This window comes from Acinetobacter sp. 826659 (assembly GCF_000588515.1).
Classification (GTDB): Bacteria; Pseudomonadota; Gammaproteobacteria; order Pseudomonadales; family Moraxellaceae; genus Acinetobacter; species Acinetobacter pittii.
Genome location: NZ_JFYD01000001.1, coordinates 39,407 through 65,313, shown reverse-complemented (window position 1 = coordinate 65,313; position 25,907 = coordinate 39,407). Strand labels below are relative to the sequence as shown.

Here is a 25,907-nt window from a genome sequence, read left to right as displayed (position 1 = left end):
CAAGATCATCTTTTTCAAGAATAAATATTAATGAGAATGACGTGGAACTTCTGAGCCACGGCAACCGACCAAGAAATCAAAATCACAGCCTTCATCGGCTTTTAAAACATGTTCTACATAGAGTTTGCGGTAACCGCCAATAAAACTTGGTGGAGCTGGTGGTGCTAAATTTTCAAGACGTTGCTTAAGTTCTTCATCACTCACTTCTAGGTGGAGTTTACCTGCATAGGCATCAAGTTCGATAAAGTCACCATTTTGAACTACAGCTAAAGGTCCGCCCGCCATGGCTTCAGGGGCAACATGTAAAACTACGGTGCCATACGCTGTTCCACTCATACGTGCGTCGGAAATACGAACCATGTCGGTAATGCCTTTGGCTAAAACCTTTGGAGGCAATCCCATATTTCCAACCTCGGCCATGCCGGGATAGCCTTTAGGGCCGGCATTTTTCATCACAAGAATACAAGTTTCATCGACATCAAGCTCTGGATCATTAATGCGGGTTTTATAATCATCAAAGTTTTCAAATACGACTGCACGACCACGGTGTTTCATTAGTTCAGGTGTGGCAGCAGATGGTTTAAGCACCGCACCTTTAGGGGCTAAATTACCGCGCAAAATACACATACCGCCATCTTGTCGAATTGGATTATCTATTTTTCGAATCACTTCATCGTTATAAATAGGTGATTGCTGGCAATTTTCCCAAATGGCTTGACCATTTACGGTTAAAGCCTGTGGATGTGGCAAAAGATTGGCTTCGCCCATACGGCGAATTACGGCAGGGAAGCCACCACTATAATAGAACTCTTCCATTAAAAAACGACCCGAAGGCTGTAAGTCGACAATGGTTGGCATGCCACGGCCGACACGGTTCCAGTCATCGAGTTGTAAATCAACCCCAATACGTCCGGCAATTGCTTTTAAATGAATTACGGCATTGGTTGAACCACCAATAGCTGCATTGATTTTAATGGCATTTTCGAAAGCTTCTTTGGTTAAGATTTTAGAAAGGCGTAAATCTTCATGAACCATGTCAACAATACGCATGCCAGAAAGATGAGCCAACACATAACGGCGCGAATCTACCGCTGGAATGGCTGCATTGTGTGGTAAAGAAGTGCCTAGGGCTTCAGCCATACACGCCATTGTAGAAGCGGTGCCCATGGTATTACATGTACCAGCTGAGCGTGACATACCAGATTCGGCAGACAGAAATTCATTTAAATCAATTTTTCCTGCTTTTAACTCTTCATGCATTTGCCAAACGATGGTGCCCGCACCAATGTCTTTACCTTTGTGTTTACCGTTAAGCATGGGGCCACCTGTTACTACAATGGCTGGAATATCACAGCTTGCGGCACCCATTAATAAGGCAGGGGTGGTTTTGTCACAGCCTGTCAGTAACACCACACCGTCAATAGGGTTACCACGAATCGCTTCTTCGACATCCATACTGGCTAAGTTGCGGGTAAACATGGCGGTAGGGCGTAAATTCGACTCACCATTTGAAAACACTGGAAACTCAACAGGGTAGCCGCCCGCTTCTAAAATTCCTTTTTTTACGTGTTCGGCAATTTTTCGAAAATGCGCATTACATGGGGTGAGTTCAGACCACGTATTACAAATCCCAATGATGGGCTTGCCTTGAAACTCATGATCTGGAATTCCTTGGTTCTTCATCCAGCTGCGATACATAAAGCCATTTTTATCCGTTGTACCAAACCAAGCAGCCGAACGAAGAACTTGTTTGTTATTCATACAAATTTCCCTATATAGTATTACTATTAGAATTGATTAAATTAAAAATACACCATAAATTTTATTTTTAAAAGGTTTGAAATTTAAATAGTATTACTATATTTTAAATTGAAAGGATAATTTACGAGCAAGATGCTCTATAAGTAAATAATAGGAAATGGAGTCGAACATGGATTTCGAAAAGGATGTAATACGGACGGTCACGTTTAAGCTGATACCTGCATTAGTCATACTATATCTGGTGGCATACATTGATCGGGCCGCTGTCGGGTTTGCCCATCTGCATATGGGTGCCGATGTAGGAATTGGTGATGCTGCCTATGGTCTAGGAGCTGGCTTATTTTTTATTGGATATTTTCTTTTTGAAGTTCCAAGTAATTTGCTTTTAGACAAATTTGGTGCTCGTAAATGGTTTACCCGCATTTTATTAACATGGGGCCTCATCACCATGGCCATGGCGCTTATTCAAGGCCCTAAAAGTTTTTATCTCTTAAGGTTTTTACTCGGTGTAGCAGAGGCGGGGTTTTTTTCTGGTGTTTTATACCTAATTACACAGTGGTATCCGGTGCGACATCGCGGAAAAATCATGGGAATGTTTGTGCTTTCACAACCGATTGCCATGATGATCGCAGGGCCTTTAGCTGGTCTATTACTTGGAATGGATGGCATTGCGAATTTGCACGGCTGGCAATGGTTGTTTGTTGCAGTTGGCTTGCCCGCGGTTTTATTGGCTTTACCTACATTTTTGTGGCTGCCCGATAACATTGATAAAGTAAAATGGTTAAGCATTGAACAAAAACAATGGCTTAAAAATGAACTCGTTAAAGATGAAGCCGAATATGACCAAACCCGACATGCCAATCCACTACATGCTTTAAAAGACAAACGCGTACTTTTATTAGCACTCTACTATTTACCGGTAACGTTAAGTATTTATGGTTTAAATCTCTGGCTTCCTACCATTATTAAGCAATTTGGCGGAGGTAGTGATATTCAAATTGGGTTCTTATCTAGCATTCCCTATATTTTTGGAATTATTGGACTTCTCATTATTCCGCGTAGTACTGACCGCCTGAACGATCGTTACGGACACTTAAGTTTTCTGTATGCACTAGGTGCTTGTGCAATGTTTTTAAGCGGTTGGCTAAATTCTCCAGTTATGCAGTTGGCAGCTTTGGCTGTAGTTGCGTTCTGTCTATTTTCATCGACTGCCGTGTTTTGGACATTACCGGGTCGTTTCTTAACGGGTGCAAGTGCAGCGGCTGGTATTGCCTTAATTAACTCCGTTGGAAATTTAGGTGGTTATGTCGGTCCATTTGGGATCGGACTTTTAAAAGAATACACGGGAAATATGGCTGCTGGTTTGTATTTCTTATCTATCGTCATGCTTTTTGGCTTGATTCTGACTTACATCGTCTATGCCAAGCTCGAACGTCAAAAAACACAAACAGTGAATATTCAAAAGCCTTTGTAAGGAATAAAACATGCAAATTATTCAATTTGAAAATCGTGCAAATCAACGTGCCGTCGCGAAAGTAGAAGGCAACATGGTATATCCGGTTAAAGGTATTCGATCGGTTCGTGATTTAGCACTTTTAGCAATCCGCAATAAAGTTTCACTGGAACAACAAGTTGAGGCGTTAGGGTTTGAGTCCGAAACTTATGATTATTCATCTTTATTAGCAGATTTAAAGGTACTGCCGCCTTTAGACCATCCAGATCCAACGCATTGTTTAATTTCCGGTACAGGTTTAACCCATTTAGGTTCTGCATCTGCACGCGACAAAATGCATCAACAAAATTTAAGTGATGACAACTCGGTGACCGACACTATGCGAATATTTCAATGGGGGCTACAAAAGGGGCGTCCAGCAGAAGGTCAGATCGGTGCGCAACCGGAATGGTTTTATAAAGGCGATGGTTCAATTGTGGTAAGACCGGGAGCTGAATTACCTTTACCCCCATTTGCTGAAGACGGCGGCGAAGAACCTGAAATCGCAGGCCTCTATGTGATTGGAGAAGATTTAAAACCTTACCGAATCGGGTTTGCGCTAGGCAATGAATATTCTGATCACGTAATGGAGCGTCGTAACTATTTATATCTGGCTCATTCAAAATTACGTTTTTGTAGTTTTGGTCCAGCTTTACGGACAGGTGAATTACCAAAACATTTAGTCGGAACCAGCCGCTTGCGCCGTGATGGACAAATTATTTGGGAAAAAGAATTTTTGTCGGGTGAAGACAATATGTGTCATAGCTTGGCAAATCTGGAATATCACCACTTTAAGTATCAACAATTCTTAAAAGCAGGGGATGTTCATATCCATTATTTCGGTACAGCGACTCTATCTTTTGCCGATGGTATTCAAGCGCAAGTCAACGATGAGTTTGAAATTGAAATGAAAGAGTTCGGCCATCCACTCAAAAACAAACTTGCTCATATGCAACCCGAATTACCGATCGGTTCAGTTATTACTCTCTAAGGAATATAAAAATGGTCATTGGACACAACTTTATTGGCGGTTCACGCAGCGCACAAGGTACAACCTTATTAAAAAGTATTCATGCTACGACTGGTGAAGCTCTGCCTTATGAGTTTCACCATGCAACCGAGCAAGAGGTCAATCAAGCCTGTGAAGCCGCCAGTCAAGCGTTTAAGACTTACCGCCATACGTCTCCTGAACAGCGTGCTGTTTTTTTAGAAAATATTGCAGATGAGCTCGATGCTTTGGGTACAGATTTTCTTGAAATTGTCTCACAGGAAACTGCTTTGCCACTTGCACGTTTACAAGGTGAACGTGGCCGTACCAGTGGACAAATGCGTTTATTTGCCAAAGTGCTGCGCCGTGGTGACTTTTTAGGTGCCCGTATTGATACCGCTTTACCTGAGCGTCAGCCTTTACCTCGACCAGACTTGCGCCAGATTAAAATCGGTGTTGGTCCTGTGGCAGTCTTTGGGGCAAGTAACTTTCCTTTAGCATTCTCAACTGCGGGTGGTGACACAGCGTCGGCACTAGCTGCGGGTTGTTCTGTGGTAGTCAAAGCGCATAGCGGACATATGGCCACAGCAGATTTTGTGGCTCAAGCAATCGAACGTGCAGTAGAAAAATCAAATATGCCTAAAGGCGTATTTAACATGATCTATGGTAATGGCGTGGGTGAACCACTGGTGAAACATCCTTTAATTCAGGCTGTAGGTTTTACTGGATCACTTGGTGGTGGTCGCGCTCTATGTGACATGGCAGCAGCCCGCCCACAACCGATTCCAGTGTTTGCTGAAATGAGCAGTATTAACCCGATGTTGATGTTGCCAGAAGCCTTAAAAAACCGTGTTGAAAAAATTGCACAGGACTTGGCAGATTCAGTCGTTTTAGGCTGTGGTCAGTTCTGTACCAATCCAGGTTTAATCTTAGGAATTAAATCAGCCGAGTTTACTCAGCTTATTAGCAACCTAACCGAAATTATGGGTGGCAAACCTGCACAAACTATGCTGAATGCCGGAACATTAAAAAGCTATACCGATGGTCTTGAGCACTTAATTGAGCATCAAGGCATTAAACATTTGGCAGGTCAAACCCACCAAGGCAATCAGGCACAGCCACAACTGTTTAAAGCGGATGTTGAGTTGTTACTGGCAGGCGACCAACTTCTGCAAGAAGAAATCTTTGGGCCAACCACAGTCATCATTGAAGTGGCAGATAAAGCCCAACTCATTCAGACACTACAAAGCATGAATGGTCAACTGACCGCGACTTTAATTGCTGACGAAGCAGACTTAAGTGAATTTGCAGATGTGGTTCCGGTGTTAGAAGAGAAAGCTGGACGATTACTCATAAATGGCTACCCAACGGGTGTTGAAGTTTGTGATGCCATGGTACACGGCGGACCATATCCAGCCACTTCAGATGCCCGAGGTACTTCAGTTGGAACCTTGGCCATTGACCGTTACTTAAGACCTGTGTGTTATCAAAACTATCCGCAAAGTTTATTGCCGGAGGCTTTAAAAGACAGCAATCCGTTGCAAATTTTAAGATTGGTGAATGGTGAGATGACTAGAAACGCGATCTAATCAATTAAAAAAAGAGACCATATGTTGGTCTCTTTTTATAGCTAGCTTTATTTTTTTATAATTAAAGCTAACTTACCTACATGTTGCCCTTGATCAAGGAACTCATGAGCTTGGCGTGCTTCTTCAAGATCGAATGTTTTATACAATAATGGTTTTAATTGTCCTTTTGAAATTAAAGGCCATACCTTTTCTTGCAGTGCTGTCATCACTTCTGCTTTGGCTTCTGCAGATTGAGAGCGTAGGGTAGCGCCTGTATGAGTTAGGCGTTTAGCGAGCATTGGAAAAATATTGACTTTATCTGCTAACCCTTTAAGCACACCTATTTGCAATATTGTGCCGTTCATTGCAGCGACCACATAATTTCGCTGGATGTAATCTCCGGCAATAATATCTAAGACAAAATCTACACCTTTACCATCAGTATGTTTTTTAACAACTTCAACAAAGTCATCTTCATTATAATTTATGGCTACATCAGCACCAATTTTTAAACTGGCTTCTTGATGTTCTTTGCTCGATACTGTTGTGAAAATTTGGGTTGCTCCAAAAGCTCGAGTTAACATTGTTGCAGTAGTACCAATTCCAGAAGTACCGCCATGTATTAAAATTGAACTGTTTGGGCGGAATTTTGCATGTTGGAAAAGATGTGACCAAACTGTCATGAAGGTTTCTAGTAAAATTCCACCTTCAATTAAAGTTAGGCCTTCAGGAATAAAGAGTACATTGTCTTGATGGGCAACCACATATTCAGCATAGCCACCACCTGGAACTAGCGCACAGACTTCATCTCCAGCTTTAAACTTAGTGACTTGCTTGCCTACTTGTTTAACAACTCCGGAAACTTCTAGTCCAGGAATGTCTGTCACACCAGGCGGTGGTGCATACAAACCTTTTCGTTGCATTACATCTGGACCGTTAATACCTGCTGCAACAACTTCAATTAATATCCCATCATCTTTTAATTCAGGCATAGGTCTTTCACTAACTGTAATAACTTCAGGGCCGCCAGCACCGTTAAAAGTGATACATTTCATAAAGTTGTTTCCTTATTAGATATTGTTAATTAAATAAGCGGAATTTAGACTTAGTGCTCAATCCCGCTGAGTATGAAAAATAATTAAGATTTAGCTTTTTTCTTACCCAAAGTAATGGCAAGTGCTAACTCCATGAATTTTCCAAAAGGAGCATGTAAGAAGCTTGGGAAATTCCAGCGGCCCTGATCAAAGACACCTTTTGCATGGCTCATAGAACGGAAACCTTCAATTCCGTGATAAGCGCCCATACCACTTGGGCCGATGCCACCAAACGGTAGATCGTCTTGTGCTACATGAATTATGGTGTTGTTAATACCAACGTTACCTGAAGTGGTACGTCGTAGTAGTTTTTTGCAGTCAGCATCTTTTTCGCCAAAATAATATAAGGCGAGTGGGCGGTCTCGTTCATTGATGTAGTTAATCACTTCATCAATATTACGGTAGATGCGAACGGGTAGAATTGGGCCAAAGATTTCTTCTCTCATAATTGCATCATCATCTTTTGCTCCCACAACAAGTGTTGGAACAAGAGTACGAGTGCGATTCTTTGCCGATTCAGGTTTGATTCCAAGTTCAATAATTCGTGCGCCATTTTGTTTTGCACTATCAAGCAAGCCTTGTAAACGAGCATAATGACGTTCATTGACAATTGAAGTGTAATCATCACAGTCTGGTCCGTTTGGATAGAATCGAGAGACTGTGGCGTTGTATTCTTCAATAAATGTTTCTAAATCATCTTCATGAACAAGAGCATAATCTGGAGCAACACATGTTTGCCCACCATTGGATAATTTTCCATAGGCAATACTGGTCATGGTTCTTGAATTTACATAGCCTCGACCAACAATAGCTGGACTTTTACCACCTAATTCAAGAGTCAGTGGAACAAGGTTGTCACTTGCTGCTTTCATGACTTTACGACCTACAGGTGTACTTCCTGTAAACAATAAATGGTCGAAAGGCAATGCACTAAATTCAGCACCAACTTCAGGTCCACCTAAAACAACGGCAACTTCTTCTGTAGAAAAGTTTGCCGCAAGCATGCGTGAAATTACTTCACTTGTTCGAGGGGTGAGTTCGGATGGTTTAAGCATTGCTCGGTTGCCGGCAGCAATCGCTGTAGCAAGAGGAATAAGCGTAAGAGAAATAGGGTAGTTCCAAGGAGCCATGACCCCAATAACCCCTTTAGGCTGATATTCTATATGAGCACTAGCCGAGCGGTAGAATAAGCTAACATGACGCTTTTCGGGCTTCATGAAACGGCGTAAATTACGTGTTAAATAATCGATGGATTGAACAATACCAACAAGTTCCATCACATCTGTTTCATGATATGAACGATGTCCAAAGTCTTCACTTGCAGCAACTTGTAATTCACTACGATATTCAATGACAGCAGCACGAAGCTTTGCAAGACTTACTTTACGCTGTTCAAGTGTTGGTGGTTCAGCTTTCAAAAAAGCTTTGCGTTGTCGAGAGAGTATCTCTGATGCATTTAAAGTACTGCTTACTTCATTGAGAGTGTTCATCTTAAACCTCAAAACATAGCTTAACTATCCTAAGCTTATTAACTGACTGATGATTAAAGTTTAGTCGGTAGATTTAATACGACCTGAGCATCTTCAATAACATCGAGACGAAGAATAGTAGATGCGCCCAACTGATCTAGAAGCTGGCTCACATGGCCTCCATGGCGTGTCACTTTTACCTTGCGTGGGAAAAGTTTTTCACCAAATGAGAGAATATTGGTTTGCACTAGAGTTTGATGCCATTCACCATCGACTGAATGCAACATTGTGGCTTTACCCATACGTGATTCAGACTTAACTCTTTTTAATGGCGGAGTTGCGGTTGTTAGACTGATATCTAATTTGTTGTAAGTTGAAAGAGTTGCTTCAACTTTTTTCTTATCAATTTTTACATCAATTTCAGCCAGCCATTTTGGAAGTTGATAACCATTTACGCCACGTACACGTGCTATTTCAGTGTCGACAGGTAAAGCTAATACGTGCGCATAAAAATGACGTTTACGAATCGAGTTAATCAGCTCCAAAGCGTGCGGACCATGCGCTTTAGGTTTACGCACGACAATAGCTACAGATGCTTCATTGTATGGATCATTATCACAAACTGTATAAGTGAAAAAGGTGAGAGCAACTAGTCCATAACCTGGAAAAGCTTCCAAGGGTACTAGAGGCGAAGGTAATTTTTTCTTTAACAGCTTAACTGGAGTAAGCATCAAAACTTGCACATTGCCGCTACGATAATAAAAGTTGGGAGCCCAGACAGGTCCGACTCTTGATTCAACTAACTTTTTAGGAATGCTACGGAAAAAATCTATATTTCCAGCTGCAGGATCTTTTGCAACTTCATCTAAATCAGGATTCATTCTAAAGCGGTCATAATAACCACCTTTTGGAACTTTAACTTTCTGTTGACCAAATTCAACTTCAGTGAACGCTTTATTTGTATTCATAATTGGTTAACCTTTAAATTGATCGGCTGAGTAGCTGATAATCTTTAAAAGCAGATATCAACTTTCTGCCTGTAGGTTTACTATAAGTTTAAAGTTCACTTGAATGTCAATATGCTATTTTTCTAGGAATTAAAAACTGGTTGTAACGAATTTAAAATAATATTTGATAAGAATAGAGAGGGCCGATTAACTTCTAAATGATCTAAAGAAAATCCTTAGTTTTTAGTATTGTAGAAATTATTTTTTTACACTTTTTAAACGTTGTTTTTACTAAAACCTATTGACCTTAAAGTTAACTTTAACCTTACTATGTGGTGACTATCCAAGAGGATAGGATTGAAAATTTTATATGTACTTATTACGAATTAATTAGAGCATATACAGTAAATCGATAGTGTAACTTTTACACAGGAGAAACAAAAATGGGATATGTCACAACAAAAGACGGCGTAGATATTTTTTATAAAGATTGGGGCCCTCGCGATGCTCCTGTAATTTTCTTCCACCATGGTTGGCCGCTCAGTTCAGATGACTGGGATGCGCAGATGCTTTTTTTCCTTAAAGAAGGCTTTCGTGTAGTTGCTCATGACCGCCGTGGTCATGGTCGTTCAACTCAAGTCTGGGATGGCCATGATATGGACCATTATGCAGATGATGTTGCTGCTGTTGTTGAGCATTTAGGTGTACAAGGTGCGGTACATGTGGGGCATTCAACAGGTGGTGGTGAAGTGGCGTATTATGTTGCTCGTTATCCTAATGACCCTGTAGCTAAAGCTGTTTTAATTAGTGCCGTTCCTCCATTAATGGTAAAAACTGAAAGTAATCCAGATGGTTTACCAAAAGAAGTTTTTGATGACCTTCAAAATCAACTTTTTAAAAATCGCTCACAATTTTATCATGATGTACCAGCAGGTCCATTTTATGGATTTAACCGCCCAGGAGCGAAAGTATCAGAGCCTGTGGTGTTAAATTGGTGGCGTCAAGGCATGATGGGTGGAGCAAAAGCTCATTACGACGGAATTGTTGCTTTCTCTCAAACAGATTTCACTGAAGCTCTCAAAAAGATCGAAGTTCCAGTTCTTATTTTGCATGGTGAAGATGATCAGGTGGTACCTTTTGAAATTTCTGGTAAAAAATCTGCCGAACTCGTTAAAAACGGTACTTTGATTAGTTATCCAGGATTCCCTCACGGAATGCCAACTACAGAAGCAGAAACAATTAATAAAGATCTTTTAGCATTTATTAGAAGTTAAGTTTAAAAAAAGGGCAGCCAAAATTGACTGCCCTTTTTATATTGATTCGATTGATTATTTTTCGGGTGCATATTAATGAATGACGATACTAAAAAATGTCCTTTTTCCCAACTTACTACTGATTTTGGGGCTCCAGTTGTAGACAACCAGAATAGTATGACGGCAGGTGCAAGAGGGCCTCTACTTGCTCAAGACCTATGGCTAAACGAGAAATTAGCTAACTTTGTTCGTGAAGTAATTCCAGAACGTCGTATGCATGCAAAAGGTTCAGGTGCATTCGGCACTTTCACTGTTACTCATGATATTACTCAATATACTCGCGCTAAAATCTTTAGCGAAATTGGTAAAAAAACGGAAATGTTTGCTCGGTTTACTACAGTAGCTGGTGAGCGCGGAGCTGCAGATGCTGAGCGTGATATCCGCGGTTTTGCTTTAAAATTTTATACAGAGGAAGGTAACTGGGACATGGTGGGTAACAATACACCAGTGTTCTTCTTACGTGATCCACGTAAATTTCCAGATTTAAATAAAGCAGTAAAACGCGATCCTAAAACTAACTTACGTAGCGCAACAAATAACTGGGATTTCTGGACTTTATTACCTGAAGCTTTACATCAGGTCACTATTGTCATGTCTGATCGTGGTATTCCTGCTTCTTATCGTCATATGCACGGTTTTAGTAGCCATACCTATAGTTTTATTAATAGTGCGAATGAACGTTTCTGGGTGAAATTTCATTAAATTTATCCAAATGTTTATTAATTTAACTAAAGGTCGAAATCGGATTACATCATACCGCTTATTCAACCTATACCACCCATGATCCCATGCCGTTAAACAGCATGGGATTTTTATTTAATAAATATGAAAAAGACTCAATTTAGAGCCGTTGTTTTGCTATCCATCATCAAGTAGAGCTGATTAATTTTTTTAAATAATTTCTTCGGTATATATTGAACCAAGAACTGAATCAATCCAGATAAACATAACGAAACATCGTTCAGCTTCAAACAATCTGCGAGTTCAAACAAGAATTACATCGAGGACTATAATTTGGGCAATCATTCCAACTTCAGAACCTAAACTTAGCAAGGTAAAGCAAGTTTTTAATTGATTATGTCTGGAAATTATAATAGTAGGTAATTTTAAGAATTACTAAATTTAGTGGCTTATAAACATTATACTATAAAATATCAATAGATAAATTTAACCTTATAGTTAATAAACAGGAACCCAATATAAAAATGTATAAGTATTAAAGCTTTGTATCTTTAGATTTAAAGGAAAATCAAAGATACAAAGCTTAAGCAAAATCAATTATTTGATTTTAAAAGGATCTTCAACAGCTTGGGTGCCGACATTATCCCAGAAGTTTTGTAATACAAACCCATATTCCGATAAGTTCTCTTTGAAAGGGTCAAGCATTTGATCTGCTGAAGGCTTTTTCCAGTCAGCCTGTAATTCACAAGCTAGACTAAATGTGGTTACTGGTTCTGCACCTGCATTTGCCATGCGTAATGTAGCGGCCTGAACTTCATATTGATTCCATGCGCCACATGCATCAATGACTGGGTAAACTTTATATCCATCATTTAATAGCGATAGTGTCGGGAAAGTACAGCAAGTACCAATGGTTACGCCAGCAATAATAATATGGGTTCGACTTGTTGCTTCTAATAAATTAATAAGTGCTTTACGAAAAGTCGGATCTTCATATGCATTAATGATCCCTGTACGTCGATAAATTGAATTATTAGGGAACAATGACTTAATTTCTGAGAGAGTGTCACCATTTTGCCATTGTGCGTTTGATGATGTAATGAGTGTTGGAATATTAAGAGCTTTAGCCGTACGCGCTAACCCAAGAACATTACTTTTTAATTCAGCGAGGCTCGATGTATCACGAACGCTAGCCATTAAACCAACTTGATGATCAATAAGTAATAAAACGGCATTTTCTGGGGTTGGTTTATCGTAAGCAAATAAACCTAGATTTTTTGCTTCTTTTGGTGAGTTTTTATTCGCTTTTATAGTATCAGTAATAGGGCTGATAATATCTTCTGCACGGATTGATGTATTCATTTTTAACTCCGAAGAATAATTTGAGACGAGAAAGTACGGAACTTAGATTTAGGAAGATCTAAGTTCAGATTTGGATGTTTAGGCCAAATGGATTAAATAGTTTTTAAAAAATCAAGACTTAACTGAAGCGCTGAATGCGAAATGGTATGTCCCGTATCGGGTAAAATATTCAACTCAACATTTAAGTTTGCTGTATGTATTTGTTGATATGCACTTTGGCTTTCGGTTGGAGAAATAACGGTGTCTGATTCACCATGAATTAATAAAATTTTAGTATTTTTATTAATTTCATTATTGATTGGACTTGCTAATCTTCCCGCAATGCTAATCAGCCCAGCAATAGGCCAACGCCCTGAAACGACAGCATCTAAAGCCATTATTGAACCTTGAGAAAATCCTAAGAAAACAACTTTATCTAGGTGATTTTCTAATTGGTTTTGGGTAAGGATCTCTTGGATTTTTTGATCAAAATGAGCTCTGGCTTCTTTAATCCGACTAAAGCGATTCTCATTATTAACCCCAGTAATGCTGAACCATTGATAGGCCTCTTTACTGTTCATAAAGCTAAAAGGAGCATTGGGTGCGACAAAATTCAAATTAGAATGATTAGCCTTAAAAAATTCTCCAACTGCTTCTAAGTCTTCACCATTACTACCTACACCGTGTAATAAAATTATAAATAGATCTTTCATTTTAATATCCTGAATGAGCTGAATATTTGGTGTTTAGATGCCATTGCGTGAATGGCATCTCATCTATTAACGAGCTTAGTTTTTAAAAGATTTACTTAGAGAAAAAGGTCCATCACCAATGAGTGCGAGAGCAACTAAAGAGATAATCCACATAAATGGGAATTCCCAGCCGCCATTAGGGTTTGTAAAAAAGAAACCGGCAGCACCATGTACAGTAAATATTGCACCTAATAAGACTGGAATTAGTGTAACGGCAACAATTCGAGGTTTAAAACCAATCAATAATAATATTGCTCCTAAAAGTTCCCAGAGAATAGTCACATATGCCATCCATCCCGGAACTCCAACAGATTGGAAAAATTGTGCTGTACCTGCTGGTGTAAATACAAATAGTTTAAGACCAGCATGGGCAAAGAAATAAAGCGCTAAGGTTATACGGAGTAATAATGCTGCATAAGGAGCGGTGTTTGATGTATTCATTTTTATCTCGATGAGAATTAACTTGATGAATACATACTACTGTTGAATTTTTAAGTGATTAAGTAGGCTAAAATTGAATATTTATTTCTATTTTGGAAATAATTACTCATAAATTTCCCATTCGGCAGGATATGCATATTGCTCTTTTAAGTAATCAATCAGAGTTCTGACCTTATTGGCTAGATGTTTTGCAGGAGGGTAAACCGCATAGAGACCTCTTCGCGGTAATTCATAGTTTTCTAAAATAGGAATAATCTTTTTGTCGATAAGTGCATCTTTTAAAATAAACATGGGTAATCTTGCGATACCGAGTCCTGCTATGGTTGCAGCTAAACAGGCTTCTGTATTCGCAAAATGAATCCGACCATTCACATTTATGGTATGTAATACATTCGAAGGTGATTTTTCAAAAAAAGCCCATTCATATGGATCTTTAAAGTTTGTATCGATGATGCAGGAATGAGTTTCTAGGTCTTGTAGGCTTTGAGGGCAGTCAAATTTTTCTAAATAAAGGGGAGATGCGACCAATACAAATCTAATTTGAGATAAATGAGTCGCAATTAAATTGTTATCTTTAAGCTCTCCAATTCGAACGGCAATATCAAATCCTTCTTCAATGACATTCACCGTACGGTCGGTAAAACTCACGTCTAATTCAATTTGACTATATTTTTGGGCAAAGTTAACCAGTGTTTTGCTTAATTGCACTGTTCCAAAAGAGTTAGGAGCACTTATTTTTAGTTTGCCTACTGGGGCACGAGATTGATTTTTAATGCTAATTTCAATTTCATCAAACTCTGCCATAAGTTGCTTAATTCGGTGGTAATAAGCTAATCCGAGTTCTGTAGGCTTCAATGAGCGTGTCGATCTTTTTAGAAGCTGTACGCCTAATTCGTTCTCTAGTTTTGAAATGAGCTTAGATGCTTGTGCGACGCTTGTATTTAAATTTTCGGCAGCTTTAACAAAACTTCCTTGCTCAATGATCGAAATAAACATTCGATTGCATTCAAGTCTATTCATATAAATTTATTTTTAGCTTAATTACAAAGGTTAGTTTTAGCATAAAAAGGTTATAAGTCTAAGTTAAATATTATTAACTTAAAAAATCTTAGATTTACTCAATTAATAGAAAATTCATATAAGTTGGTAAGTAAAAAAAAGAAAAAAATGTGAAAATTACAATATCATTTTTGCCTAATTCTATATTTTTTGTTTTTTTGATTAAAAAATATTGTAGTTATTTTATTTATAATTTATATCTAGAAAAGTTGATCGTTGTACAAATAATTTTAAATTAACTAAATAATCAGGAATTTTTTATGACTAAAGAATTAACCGAAGATAAAGTACCAACTCCAGATCCAGCAGAAGATAATGCTTTTTTCCCATCTCCCTATTCTTTGAGTCAATATACTTCCTCCAAAACAGATTATGATGGAACGACTTATCAAAATCCTTATAAAGGAGATAAGAAAATATTAATGATAGCGACTGATGAACGCTATATCCTTATGCAAAACAAAAAGTTTTTCTCTACAGGAAATCATCCAGTTGAAATGTTACTTCCTGTTTTTCATCTAGATAATGCTGGATTCGAATTCGATATAGCAACATTGTCTGGTAATCCGGTTAAGCTTGAAATGTGGGCTATGCCGAAAGAAGAACAAGTGGTTTTAGATACATATAATAAATATTTAGAAAAATTAAAGAATCCCTTGAAACTTTCTGAAATTATTGAAGTTGCTGTTGGTGAAAATTCACCTTATGCAGGTGTGTTTATTCCTGGTGGACATGGTGTGTTAGCCAAAATTCCTGAAAGTAAGGAGGTAAAAAAAGTTTTAAAATGGGCCATTGATAATGATAAATATATTATTACTCTATGTCATGGTCCGGCCTCTCTATTAGCTGCCTCAGTAGACGAAAAACCAGAGGATTACATTTTTAAAGGTTATGAGATTTGTGTATTTCCAGATTTTCTAGATAAAGGGCCTAATATTGAAATTGGCTATATGCCAGGAGAATTACAATGGTTGGTTGGAGAAAATCTAGAAAAATTAGGAGTTGAAATTCTTAATAAGGGTATTACTGGTCAAGTTCATAAAGATAGAAAGTTATTAACTGGTGATAGCCCTCTTGCTTCGCATAATTTAGGTAAATTAGCGGCTGAAACACTTTTATCTGACCCAGAATTTACTTAATTTACTCTAAATAAAAAGCCTCCTGTGAGAGGTTTTTTTATTGTCTATAGTATTATTATTTCAAATATGAAATAAATTTCATATTTGAAATAATAGTTAATTTTTAAGTTGTTGAATTTAAATATAAAAATAATGGCATGTAATTTGCTCCAGTAGGGTTAGCTACAAGGAGTAAATAATGAATGCGAATCATATACTGCAATTGAGTGGAATATTGCAGCAGAATCTAGGGCTAATCCCTCATGAAATTCAGTTAAAAAAAATGAGTGGTGGGGCTATCCAAGAAAATTGGCTAGTTCAATCTGAAGATTTTGCATTAGTACTGCGTAAAAATGCCGAATCTAGTGTAGAGGCTAGCTCAGATCGGGAGCAAGAATTTTTACTTTTAGATCGGTTATATCACTTTGGCATTAAAGTGCCAGAGCCACTTTATTTTGAAAAGTCACCTAACTTTTTAAACAGTGATTTCTTCATTATGAAAAAAATTGAAGGTGTCACAGAAGGCCATAAATTAGTTCGAATTGCAGAAGAAGAAAAACGTAAAAAGATTACTCAAGACATTGGTAAACAACTTGCCTTAATTCATGCCATTCAATCAGATGAAGTGTTAGAGAAACTACTGCCTAAGCCAGATAAAGATCAATATCTAGAAAAAAAGCTTACAGATTTTCTGGAGCAACTAGATCACTTACAAAGACATCGTCCAATCTTAGAGTACGCTATTCAATGGATGTTTAACAATCTTCCAAAAGTCGATGATTTGGTATTAGTCCATGGTGATTACCGCATTGGTAACATCATGGTTAATGACGATCAAATTTCAGGAATCTTAGATTGGGAATTTACTCAATGGGGTGATCGTAGAGAAGACCTTGGGTGGTTTACCTCTAAATGTTGGCGTTTTGGTCAAGATGAAAATATAGCGGGGGGAATAGGTTCATATAAAGACTTTGCAAAAGCTTACGCTGAAATTTCAGATATTTATGTCCCTGAATTTGAAATGAAGTTTTGGCATGTACTGTCTCATGTTCGATGGGCAATTATTGCGATGCAGCAGTCTGACAGAAATAACGAAATGGATACCCCATCACTCGAACTAGCCCTAACGGAATTTTTAGTTCCCCGCCTTGAAAAAAATATCTTGGAAATATTGGGAGAAAAAGAATGAGCGAGCAAAAAATAATTGACCTGATTAAAGCCAGCCAAGCCGTCATTAAGAATGAGCTTTTACCGCAATCGGGCAGTCAGAAATATAACTTGTTAATGCTCATGAGAAGCTTGGAAATTTTGCAGGCTTATATTTTGCAAAAGGATATTTCTACATTGCATCGTTCAGGCATTGTGCAAGATTATTTTTCTTTTCCAATTAAAGATGTTGATGAGGCTATTCAATTGTTTATTAGCGATATACGTGAAGGTAAACACTCGGATCAAACATTTGAGATATTAAAAGCACTTAATTCGGAAGACTTAAAAATTACTGAACCAAAGGCAGCACAACATGGATAAATATCGGCTACGAATTTATTTGGTTCGGCATGGGCATGTTTCATACTTTGATGCAGCTAATAATCCGATTAATCCGAAATTTGCTCAGTTATCCGAACAAGGCATAGAACAAATACAACAGCTGGCCCATCAATTACGAGATATTAGTTTTGAAAAAATTTACTCGTCTACTATGCCTCGTTCGATTCAGACAGCCGAAATTTTGAAGCGCTATCAAAACGAGCATACAGACATTCAGTCATTCGATGATATTCGAGAAATAAGAGCGGGACGTTTAAGAGAAATTTCATTGGATCGTGCTGAGCTGGAAATCAAAAAGGCCTATCAGTTCCATAAAAATAATCTTGAATTATTTGTACAAGGCGAAAGTTGGTCGCTCTTTATTACTCGTGTACTGACATGGTTTGAAAACATGATTTTAACAGCAGACAAAGATCAAAATATTCTGATTTCTTCACACGATATTGTAAATCGAATACTCATTAATTGGGTATATGGACATGACTTCAAAGATGTCTATTCGCAGGAACAAGATTATGGCTGCTTAAATATTCTTGATCTAACGATTGAAAATCAAAAAGTAATAAGCAAACGAATCAAGCTTCAAAATTTCACGCCGTACAATCTGATTAAAAATGAGCTATTTAATAGCGCTATGGATGATGTGTATGAAACTTATATCGCGACTCAAGGCTTTAAATTAAAGGAGCTCAGCTCATGATCACACTATCTAATGAATTATTAGAACTACAACAGAAAGTTAGAGAATTTATTCAACAAGAGGTGATTCCATTAGAAAGTGATCCTCGTCAAGATAGTCATGGCCCTAGTGAAGCTTTACGCCAAGAATTGGTGAGTCGTGCACGTCGTTGGGGGCTGCTAACTCCCCATGCAAGTCAAGAAATGGGAGGGCTTGGATGGTCGCATCTGCAAAAGGCTGTGGCTTTCGAAGAAGCAGGATATTCTGCTTTAGGCCCAATCGCTTTAAATATTCATGCACCAGATGAAGGAAATATTCATCTTTTAGATGCTGTTGCAAATGATGCACAAAAAGAAAGATGGTTAAAAAAATTGGTAGCTGGAGAAATTAGATCGTGCTTTGCCATGACGGAACCGGCACCGGGAGCTGGCTCGGATCCATCCATGCTTCAAACAACAGCAATTGAAGATGGCAATGACTATATGATTAATGGCCGTAAATGGTTAATTACAGGAGCCGATGGCGCGAGCGTTGCGATTATTATGGCAAAAATGGAAGATGGCTCCGCTTCAATGTTTCTAACCGAAACTAATGTTGAAGGCTTTATATTAGAAAAAAATATGAATGCTATGGACTCATGCTTTTCAGGGGGGCACGGCATTTTACGCTTTGAGAATTTACGTATACCTAAAGAAAATGTGTTGGGTGAAATTGGTAAAGGCTTTAAATATGCTCAAGTTCGCCTTGCACCAGCACGTTTAACACATTGTATGAGATGGTTGGGGCAAGCAAGGAGAGCACATGATATTGCTACTCAATATGCACGAGAGCGCCAATCTTTTGGTAAGAGATTAGGAGACCACCAAGGCGTTGGTTTTATGCTTGCCGACAATGAAATGGATATTTTAACAACTCGATTAGCCGTTCATTATTGTGCGCAGGTTTTAGACTTGGGTGAGAAAGGAAATTATGAGTCAAGTCTAGTCAAAGTGATCAGCTCTGAAGGTATCTGGCGTGTGGTGGACCGATCAGTTCAGATTTTAGGTGGACAGGCCATGACGGATGAATCAGTAGTCTGCAAGATTTTTAAAGATGCGCGTGGTTTTAGAATTTATGATGGCGCAAATGAAGTTCACCGCATGAGCATTGCCAAGAAACTACTAGGGAAACAGGCATAATAAAATAGGGATAAGAGAATGAATATTTTTGATGTAAAAGATAAATATATTTTAATTACGGGTGCTTCAAGTGGTTTGGGGCATCACATAGCTGAATTATTTGCAAAAGAAGGTGCCAATATCATTATTTGTGCCAGACGGTTAGAGCGATTGCAGGAATTAGAATCGCATATAAAAAATGAATATGGTGTACAAGTTCATACCTTTGCATTAGATGTAAATGATCGTTCCGCTGTGAAAGATATGATTAACAATCTAGAAACTGAAGGAGTCACAGTAGATGTATTAATTAATAATGCTGGGGTGAGTGATACCAAGCGTTTCTTAGACTATAACGATGAGGATTGGGATAAGATTGTAGATACTAACCTCAAAGCCCCTTGGCATTGTGCACAAGAAGTTGTGCAGCATATGATTAAGGCTGATCGTAAAGGATCGATCATCAACATTACGTCAATTCTGTCTCAGTCTACCAACCTTGGTGTTAGCCCATACTGTGCATCGAAGGCTGGATTACGCCATTTAACAGAAGTTATGGCAGTAGAACTGGCTAGATTTGGTATAAATGTAAATGCTATCGCGCCAGGCTATATGATTACTGAAATTAATGAAGAATATTTAACGAGTGAGGCAGGCCAACAGCTTTTAAAGAAAATTCCAACAAGGAAGTTTGTAGAATTTGATGACTTAAATGGGCCTTTACTGTTACTTGCTTCTCAAGCAGGTCAAGGCATAACAGGTATTGAAATTAAAGTCGATGGCGGTCATAGCGCTGCGCCTATATAAAACGTTTTTTAATGGAGTAAAAAATGCTGAATCGAAAACCAATTAATATTTTGGTCACCTATATTAAAAAACCTAATATTAATGGTTTTCGATCTTTGGTTGAGCAGGCGATTAGTGAAGTAGAGTCGAACGAAATCGATTTGGTGGAATGCCATATTTCCGATGTACAAGATGTTGCTCAAAGCTTAGTAGAAAATGGCTGTCAGATTCTTCTATGTACGGGAGCGACCGCGAGTTTTCTACAAAAGAAATTAAACATTGATATACAGGTTATTCGAACTGGTACTTTTGATGTCATTCAGGCCATATCAAACTTAAAACAGTATAAGCGCATTGCTTTGGTGGGTAATACGTCCACAGTTGATCTTGAGAACTACTCAGATATTTTTGCTTTAGATATACAACAGTTTAACTATGATTCATATTTAGACGCTAAAAAAACAATTCATTTAATTAAAAATCAAGGTTTTGATGCCATTATTGGTTCACCAGTTGCAGTAGAGTTAGCTCTGAATGAAAACCTAGTTGGACATTTGGCGATTAGTGTGCCGTCTTTAAAAGACCTTCTACAAAATGCCTTACGTACCCTTGAAAAGATTCGTAGAGAACAGTACTCAACCTTACGTTTGACCGAGATCTTTAATCACTTAAATGAAGGTATTTGTTTTATTACAAAGCAAAAAAAGATTTCTTTAATTAATAATTCAATGAGTTCGTTACTTGAAAAAGACTCTTCAGATGTTTTAAATAAATCAGCATTAGAAATTTTTGAAGGGTTAAACTTTGATATAGACCAAGAAAACAGTCATCAACTCGTTCAATTTAAAAATTTAAAACTTGCTGTATATATTTCCAAACTAAAAAATGACTACATAGATGGCTATATCTTAAGAGTGCAGGAACTAAACGCATTAGAGCAGTCTAATAGTCAGTTTAGAAAGGTTTCATCAAAGAATTTCAATACAAGATATACCTTTGATCAGATCTTGACGAAAAATACTAATTTCCAACAAATCATCAAGTTATCCAAAGCATATGCAAAAACCGATAGTACCATTCTTATTACGGGTGAAAGTGGTACGGGTAAAGAAGTTTTAGCACAAAGTATTCATAATCATAGCAGCCGTTATAAAGCCCCCTTTGTTGCAATCAATTGTGCTTCTTTCCCAGAAAGCTTGTTAGAAAGCGAATTATTTGGTTATGAGGAAGGTGCTTTTACTGGGGCTAAGAAAAATGGGCGTATTGGTCTCATTGAAGCGGCACATACCGGGACGCTTTTTTTAGATGAAATTGGAGATATGCCATTACATCTACAAACTAGATTTTTACGAGTTTTACAAGAAAGACAAATTAACCGCTTAGGCTCAGTGGTAAGTCATCATTTAGACATACGTGTGATTGCTGCAACTCATGCGAACTTAGAAGAGTTAGTACGAAATGGAAGCTTTCGGGCAGATCTCTACTATCGTTTAAATATTTTAAGAGTGTATACGCCGTCTTTAAAAGAACGAAAAGAAGATATCTTGTATTTAGCAAATTCCTTTCTAGAGAAATATAGAAAATCATTGGATGATTTGCCAAATATTTTACAGAAGGCTTTTTTACATTATTCTTGGCCGGGCAATATCCGCGAACTTGAAAATATTGTTGAAAGAATCAATGTGCTATTACAGCTTGATCATGAAATTTTAACTCCAGAGTTTTTAAAGCAACAATTACCCGAGCTATTTCAATCTCAAAATCACTATACGGCGCAACCTTTATTAAAAGAAGTAAAAGTTAATCAAGAGTTGAGTTTAATTGAGCAAACACTTGCAGAAGTAGATGGTGATTTAGATCTTGCTGCACAAAAACTTGGGATTAGTCGAACCACCTTATGGCGTAGAATGAAACTCATAAATAACTAATTTCAAAATTGAAATTTTTTCAAAAAAGAAAAATGATAAAAGTGATTAAGTAATTGAAAATAATAATAAAATAATTTGGCATCATAGTTGCATTGACTCATATAAGCATCTGAATCAGTTGCTAAATTGTGTGAGGAAATAAGAATGACGAATGGATTAATGATGCATTGTAATTTAAATATTACTTCAATAATGCAGCATGCTTTGACAGTTTACGCAGATCAAGAAATTGTGACTTTGAAAGCAGATGGGATAACTAAACACCGATATACATATAAAGATGCTTTCGAACGTGTTGCTCAGTTTGCCAATGTATTAGACCGATTAAATATAAGTTCTGATGCTAAAGTCGGAACGATGGCATGGAACACATATCAGCATTTTGAATTGCACTATGCTATTCCATGTACGGGAAGAATTTACCATACAATTAATCCTAAATTGGCACCTGAACAGCTCATTCAAATTATCAATTCTGCTCAAGATGAAGTGCTCATTATTGAACCAGATTGTTTGGCATTAGTTGATTCTATTTATGACAATATAAAGCAAGTCATTAAACATTTTATTGTGCTTGGTGATGCGAATAAAAACCTAAAAGCACAATTTGATTTTGTCTTTTATGAAGAACTCATTGCTCCAGAGCAATCTTATTATGATTGGCCAGATATCCCTGAAGAACGTGCAAGTGGCCTTTGCTATACATCGGGGACAACAGGTGACCCTAAAGGTGTTCTTTACTCACATCGTAGTACCGTATTGCATGCATTAATACTCGCTATGCCAAATGCGATTGGGCTAACGCATGATAGCTGCATTATGCCTTTGGTTCCGCTTTATCATATTAGTGCATGGGGAATGCCATTTAATGCGGTTTTATCGGGAGCAAAAATCGTTTGGCCCCATTCATTTGCGGGTCAAACCGAGAAAATTTTTAATCTGATTGAGTCTGAACACGTCGATATTTCTATGGCTGTTCCTACCATCTGGAATTCATTTAAAAATTATCTTGAAGATCACCATATTTCATCAGTCAGTTTAAAACGGGCGATATCTGGTGGTTCAGCTGCGCCATATTCGCTTATTGAGTCTTTGAGCCATTATGGAATTTCTGTTGAAAATGCTTGGGGAATGACTGAAACCAGTTCAATGGCAGTCTGTAATCGAGTAAATCAAATCAAAAATAATGTCGAAACCCAATCAATTAAATGCGGCAAACCTATTTTCGGCGTTCAAATGAGATTGCGCGATGAGAACCATCAATTGCTTCCTCACGATGGGATGCATGAAGGTATTTTAGAAGTACGCGGCCATACAATTGCCAAGCAATATATCAATCAAACCAAAGCAGTAGAAGAAGACAAATGGTTTGATACAGGAGATATCGCGTGCATAGATAAATATGGATATATGCATATTACAGACCGTGCCAAAGATATGATCAAGTCAGGAGGAGAGTGGGTCAGTAGTGTTGAAGTTGAAAATGCAGCGATGGGATATGAAAAGGTTGCCGAAGCCGCTGTTATTGCCGCCAATCATCCGAAATGGGGAGAACGCCCACTTTTAATATTGGTGCCAAAGTCTCCACAAGAAAAAATTGAACATTCAGAAATTGTCGTTTTTCTATCATCCAAATTACATAAATGGGCCATTCCGTCAGCAACCATATTGGTTGAAGAAATACCGCATACACCTACTGGAAAAATCAGTAAAAAAATATTGAGAGAACGTTATCACGACTATTTCACCAATAGTGCTTTTGCTGAATGTAAATAATGATCAACATAAAAAAGGACTTTTTATATGAACTATCCTCAGGAAGCAAATATCGTTTTAGATATGAAATTTAAAAAGATGGTAAAGCAGAGAAATCGATTCGCTGTTTTTTTAAGTCTAATTGTGCTCAGCATTTACTTTATTTTTATAGGAACCGCTACTTTTCGCCCTGAATTGCTTGCACTGCCACTAGAAGCAAGCAAAGTCACAATTGGTTTACCGATTGCTGCAATTGTGATTGTATCGAGCTGGGTCATAACGGGTTTATATATATTTATTACAAATCAATATTTTGACAAACAAAAAGAAAAACTAAGAAAGGAATATCATTATGAATAAATATATTACTTTTACTATTTTAACCTTGTTTAGCTCAGGTGCTTGGGCTTCACAAAGCGAGCCAAGAAACTGGACTGCAATTATCATGTTTGCGTGTGTAGTCGGTATTTCATTGCTTATTACCTTTAAAGCTGCCAAGAAAACTGTATCAAAAGAAGATTTTTATACAGCAGGCAATGCCATTTCAGCAAAGCAAAATGGTTTGGCGATTGCTGGAGACTATATGTCTGCCTCAACCTTACTTGGTATTTCCAGTATGGTTTTCTTCAAAGGTTATGATGGTTTTATCTATGTGACGGGCTTTTTTGTCTGCTGGCCCATTTTAACTTTCTTAATGGCCGAAAGACTGAGAAACCTTGGTAAATATACTTTTGCAGATATTGTTTCGTACCGATTAGATCCGCAGCGCACCCGTATTTTGGCAACTTGTGGTTCACTTATCGTGGTTTGTTGCTACTTAATTTTGCAAATGGTGGGTGCTGGTCAGCTCATTAAATTACTGTTTGGTCTAGATTATAAAGTTGCCGTCATGCTGGTCGGTTGTTTAATGCTGGTGTATGTCATTTTTGGAGGAATGCTTGCAACTACTTGGATACAAATAGTTAAAGCTATTCTTTTGCTCTTTGGCGGAACCGTTTTAGTATTTCTGGCATTTAAAGCATTTGGTTTTAGTTTAAATAATATGGCTACGGCTGCCGTAAATGCACATAAATTAGGACAAAAGGTCTTAGAACCGGGTCCAATGCTATCCAACCCGATTAATACACTTTCTATGTCTGTTGGTTTGATCTTCGGTTTGGCAGGTTTACCACATATTCTGATGCGCTTTTTTACGGTTCCAAATGCTGCTGAAGCACGCCGTTCAGTCTTCTATGCCTCTGGTTATATTGGTTACTTCTTTATTGTGGTTTGTATTTTAGGTTTAGCTTCCATCGCCATAGTAGGCACTAATCCTCATTATTTTGTAGATGGGCAATTAGGCGGAGACTTAATCGGCGGCAGTAACATGGTTGCAATGCATCTAGCAAAGGCCCTTGGAGGAAATCTATTACTTGGCTTTTTGTCTGCTGTAGCATTTGCAACGATTTTAGCTGTGGTGGCTGGTTTGGCACTTGCTGTAGCTTCAGCGATTTCCCATGATTTATTTCAAAAAGTCATTAAGAAAGGTAAAGCAACAGAAAAGCAAGAAATGGTTGTATCTCGACTTTCAGTGGTAATTCTAGGTGTGATTGCTATAGCATGTGGAATCTTATTTGAAAAAATGAACATCGCTTTTTTAATGGGACTCACATTTGGTATTGCTGCTTCCGCTAATTTTCCAGTACTTATTCTTTCTATGTATTGGAAAGACTTAACTACCCGCGGCGCCATATTTGGTGGGTTTGTCGGAATCATTTCGGCAATTACCTTTGTGGTTTTATCACCAACAGTTTGGGTTGGTGTATTAGGCCATGAAAAAGCAATATTCCCATTTGATAATCCAGCTTTGTTTTCTATGCCACTTGCATTTTTGGTAAGTATCGTTGTTTCTTTAACCGATAAAAGTAAAAGAGCTGAGTTAGACAGACAAGGCTTTGAGTTACAGGTGGTACGTTCAGAGCTTGGCGCTCAACAAGGTTCGTTTGAAAAAATGCCTTTGCATTAAGTTTATTAAAGACTTCGAAAAA

22 protein-coding genes and 1 pseudogene are annotated in these 25,907 nt (G+C 38.0%); 15 read left to right on the top strand and 8 right to left on the bottom strand.

What is annotated here, in order from left to right; genetic code table 11:
* Positions 1–27: 27 nt before the first annotated feature.
* Positions 28–1,761, bottom strand: coding sequence for an IlvD/Edd family dehydratase (locus tag J663_RS00310; protein WP_033847160.1), 1,734 nt, complete (start codon positions 1,759–1,761; stop codon positions 28–30).
* Positions 1,762–1,930: 169 nt separating this feature from the next.
* On the opposite strand from J663_RS00310, the gene abaQ reads away from it, so the two are divergent.
* Genes abaQ through J663_RS00295 form a run of 3 tightly spaced genes read left to right on the top strand, consistent with a single transcriptional unit; the run spans position 1,931 to position 5,830 of the window.
* Entirely contained in the window at positions 1,931–3,235 is a 1,305-nt protein-coding gene (gene abaQ / locus J663_RS00305; RefSeq protein WP_032047606.1) for a multidrug efflux MFS transporter AbaQ, read from the top strand.
* A 10-nt stretch (positions 3,236–3,245) separates the two neighbouring features.
* Complete coding sequence (gene araD1 / locus J663_RS00300; protein ID WP_033847159.1) at positions 3,246–4,244, top strand: AraD1 family protein; 999 nt, start codon at positions 3,246–3,248, stop codon at positions 4,242–4,244.
* An 11-nt stretch (positions 4,245–4,255) separates the two neighbouring features.
* Entirely contained in the window at positions 4,256–5,830 is a 1,575-nt protein-coding gene (locus J663_RS00295; protein WP_033847158.1) for an aldehyde dehydrogenase (NADP(+)), read from the top strand.
* A 47-nt stretch (positions 5,831–5,877) separates the two neighbouring features.
* Here the strand turns inward: J663_RS00295 and J663_RS00290 are convergent, their stop codons facing one another.
* The 3 genes from J663_RS00290 to J663_RS00280 all read right to left on the bottom strand — a co-directional run bounded on the left by J663_RS00290 (position 5,878) and on the right by J663_RS00280 (position 9,340).
* Complete coding sequence (locus J663_RS00290; RefSeq protein ID WP_033847157.1) at positions 5,878–6,864, bottom strand: NAD(P)H-quinone oxidoreductase; 987 nt, start codon at positions 6,862–6,864, stop codon at positions 5,878–5,880.
* Positions 6,865–6,947: 83 nt separating this feature from the next.
* Positions 6,948–8,393, bottom strand: a complete 1,446-nt coding sequence (locus J663_RS00285) for a coniferyl aldehyde dehydrogenase (protein WP_033847156.1) — start codon at positions 8,391–8,393, stop codon at positions 6,948–6,950.
* Positions 8,394–8,446: 53 nt separating this feature from the next.
* On the bottom strand, positions 8,447–9,340 hold the full coding sequence (locus tag J663_RS00280) for an acetoacetate decarboxylase family protein (protein ID WP_033847155.1): 894 nt from the start codon (positions 9,338–9,340) through the stop codon (positions 8,447–8,449).
* Between the two features lie 422 nt (positions 9,341–9,762).
* Here J663_RS00280 and J663_RS00275 point away from each other — a divergent pair, with 422 nt between their 5' ends.
* Together J663_RS00275 and J663_RS00270 are read left to right on the top strand one after the other, a co-directional pair.
* Positions 9,763–10,593 (top strand): alpha/beta fold hydrolase, encoded by an 831-nt coding sequence (locus J663_RS00275; protein ID WP_033847154.1) that lies wholly within the window; start codon positions 9,763–9,765, stop codon positions 10,591–10,593.
* Between the two features lie 75 nt (positions 10,594–10,668).
* A pseudogene (locus J663_RS00270) lies at positions 10,669–11,331 on the top strand (catalase); the annotation flags it as partial.
* Positions 11,332–11,910: 579 nt separating this feature from the next.
* Here J663_RS00270 and J663_RS00265 read toward each other — a convergent pair.
* The 4 genes from J663_RS00265 to J663_RS00250 form a co-directional block, all read right to left on the bottom strand.
* A complete protein-coding gene (locus tag J663_RS00265; RefSeq protein WP_033847153.1) occupies positions 11,911–12,675 on the bottom strand; it encodes an isochorismatase family protein in 765 nt (254 codons plus the stop codon).
* A 92-nt stretch (positions 12,676–12,767) separates the two neighbouring features.
* Positions 12,768–13,367, bottom strand: coding sequence for an alpha/beta hydrolase (locus J663_RS00260; RefSeq protein ID WP_033847152.1), 600 nt, complete (start codon positions 13,365–13,367; stop codon positions 12,768–12,770).
* 75 nt (positions 13,368–13,442) lie between these two features.
* Positions 13,443–13,847, bottom strand: a complete 405-nt coding sequence (locus J663_RS00255; protein WP_033847151.1) for a DoxX family protein — start codon at positions 13,845–13,847, stop codon at positions 13,443–13,445.
* Between the two features lie 102 nt (positions 13,848–13,949).
* A complete protein-coding gene (locus J663_RS00250; protein WP_033847150.1) occupies positions 13,950–14,843 on the bottom strand; it encodes a LysR family transcriptional regulator in 894 nt (297 codons plus the stop codon).
* A gap of 323 nt (positions 14,844–15,166) precedes the next feature.
* Between J663_RS00250 and hchA the strand changes: the two genes are divergently transcribed.
* The 10 genes from hchA (at position 15,167) to actP (ending at position 25,885) form a co-directional block, all read left to right on the top strand.
* Complete coding sequence (gene hchA, locus J663_RS00245) at positions 15,167–16,045, top strand: glyoxalase III HchA (protein WP_033847149.1); 879 nt, start codon at positions 15,167–15,169, stop codon at positions 16,043–16,045.
* 178 nt (positions 16,046–16,223) lie between these two features.
* Positions 16,224–17,213 carry a phosphotransferase family protein gene (locus J663_RS00240; RefSeq protein WP_033847148.1) on the top strand — a complete coding sequence of 330 codons (990 nt, stop codon included), beginning with the start codon at positions 16,224–16,226 and terminating at the stop codon, positions 17,211–17,213.
* Positions 17,210–17,554 (top strand): hypothetical protein, encoded by a 345-nt coding sequence (locus tag J663_RS00235; RefSeq protein WP_033847147.1) that lies wholly within the window; start codon positions 17,210–17,212, stop codon positions 17,552–17,554. The genes J663_RS00240 and J663_RS00235 overlap by 4 nt, the downstream gene beginning before the upstream one ends.
* Positions 17,547–18,275 (top strand): histidine phosphatase family protein, encoded by a 729-nt coding sequence (locus tag J663_RS00230; RefSeq protein WP_033847146.1) that lies wholly within the window; start codon positions 17,547–17,549, stop codon positions 18,273–18,275. Before J663_RS00235 ends, J663_RS00230 begins: the two co-directional genes overlap by 8 nt.
* Entirely contained in the window at positions 18,272–19,432 is a 1,161-nt protein-coding gene (locus J663_RS00225) for an acyl-CoA dehydrogenase family protein (RefSeq protein ID WP_033847145.1), read from the top strand. Before J663_RS00230 ends, J663_RS00225 begins: the two co-directional genes overlap by 4 nt.
* Before the next feature lie 18 nt (positions 19,433–19,450).
* Complete coding sequence (locus J663_RS00220) at positions 19,451–20,218, top strand: SDR family NAD(P)-dependent oxidoreductase (RefSeq protein ID WP_033847144.1); 768 nt, start codon at positions 19,451–19,453, stop codon at positions 20,216–20,218.
* A gap of 23 nt (positions 20,219–20,241) precedes the next feature.
* Entirely contained in the window at positions 20,242–22,125 is a 1,884-nt protein-coding gene (locus tag J663_RS00215; RefSeq protein ID WP_033847143.1) for a sigma 54-interacting transcriptional regulator, read from the top strand.
* A gap of 144 nt (positions 22,126–22,269) precedes the next feature.
* Entirely contained in the window at positions 22,270–23,901 is a 1,632-nt protein-coding gene (locus J663_RS00210; protein ID WP_033847142.1) for a long-chain-fatty-acid--CoA ligase, read from the top strand.
* A gap of 27 nt (positions 23,902–23,928) precedes the next feature.
* A complete protein-coding gene (locus J663_RS00205) occupies positions 23,929–24,240 on the top strand; it encodes a DUF485 domain-containing protein (RefSeq protein ID WP_005131622.1) in 312 nt (103 codons plus the stop codon).
* Positions 24,233–25,885, top strand: coding sequence for a cation/acetate symporter ActP (actP, locus tag J663_RS00200; protein WP_033847141.1), 1,653 nt, complete (start codon positions 24,233–24,235; stop codon positions 25,883–25,885). The genes J663_RS00205 and actP overlap by 8 nt, the downstream gene beginning before the upstream one ends.
* Positions 25,886–25,907 lie beyond the last annotated feature (22 nt).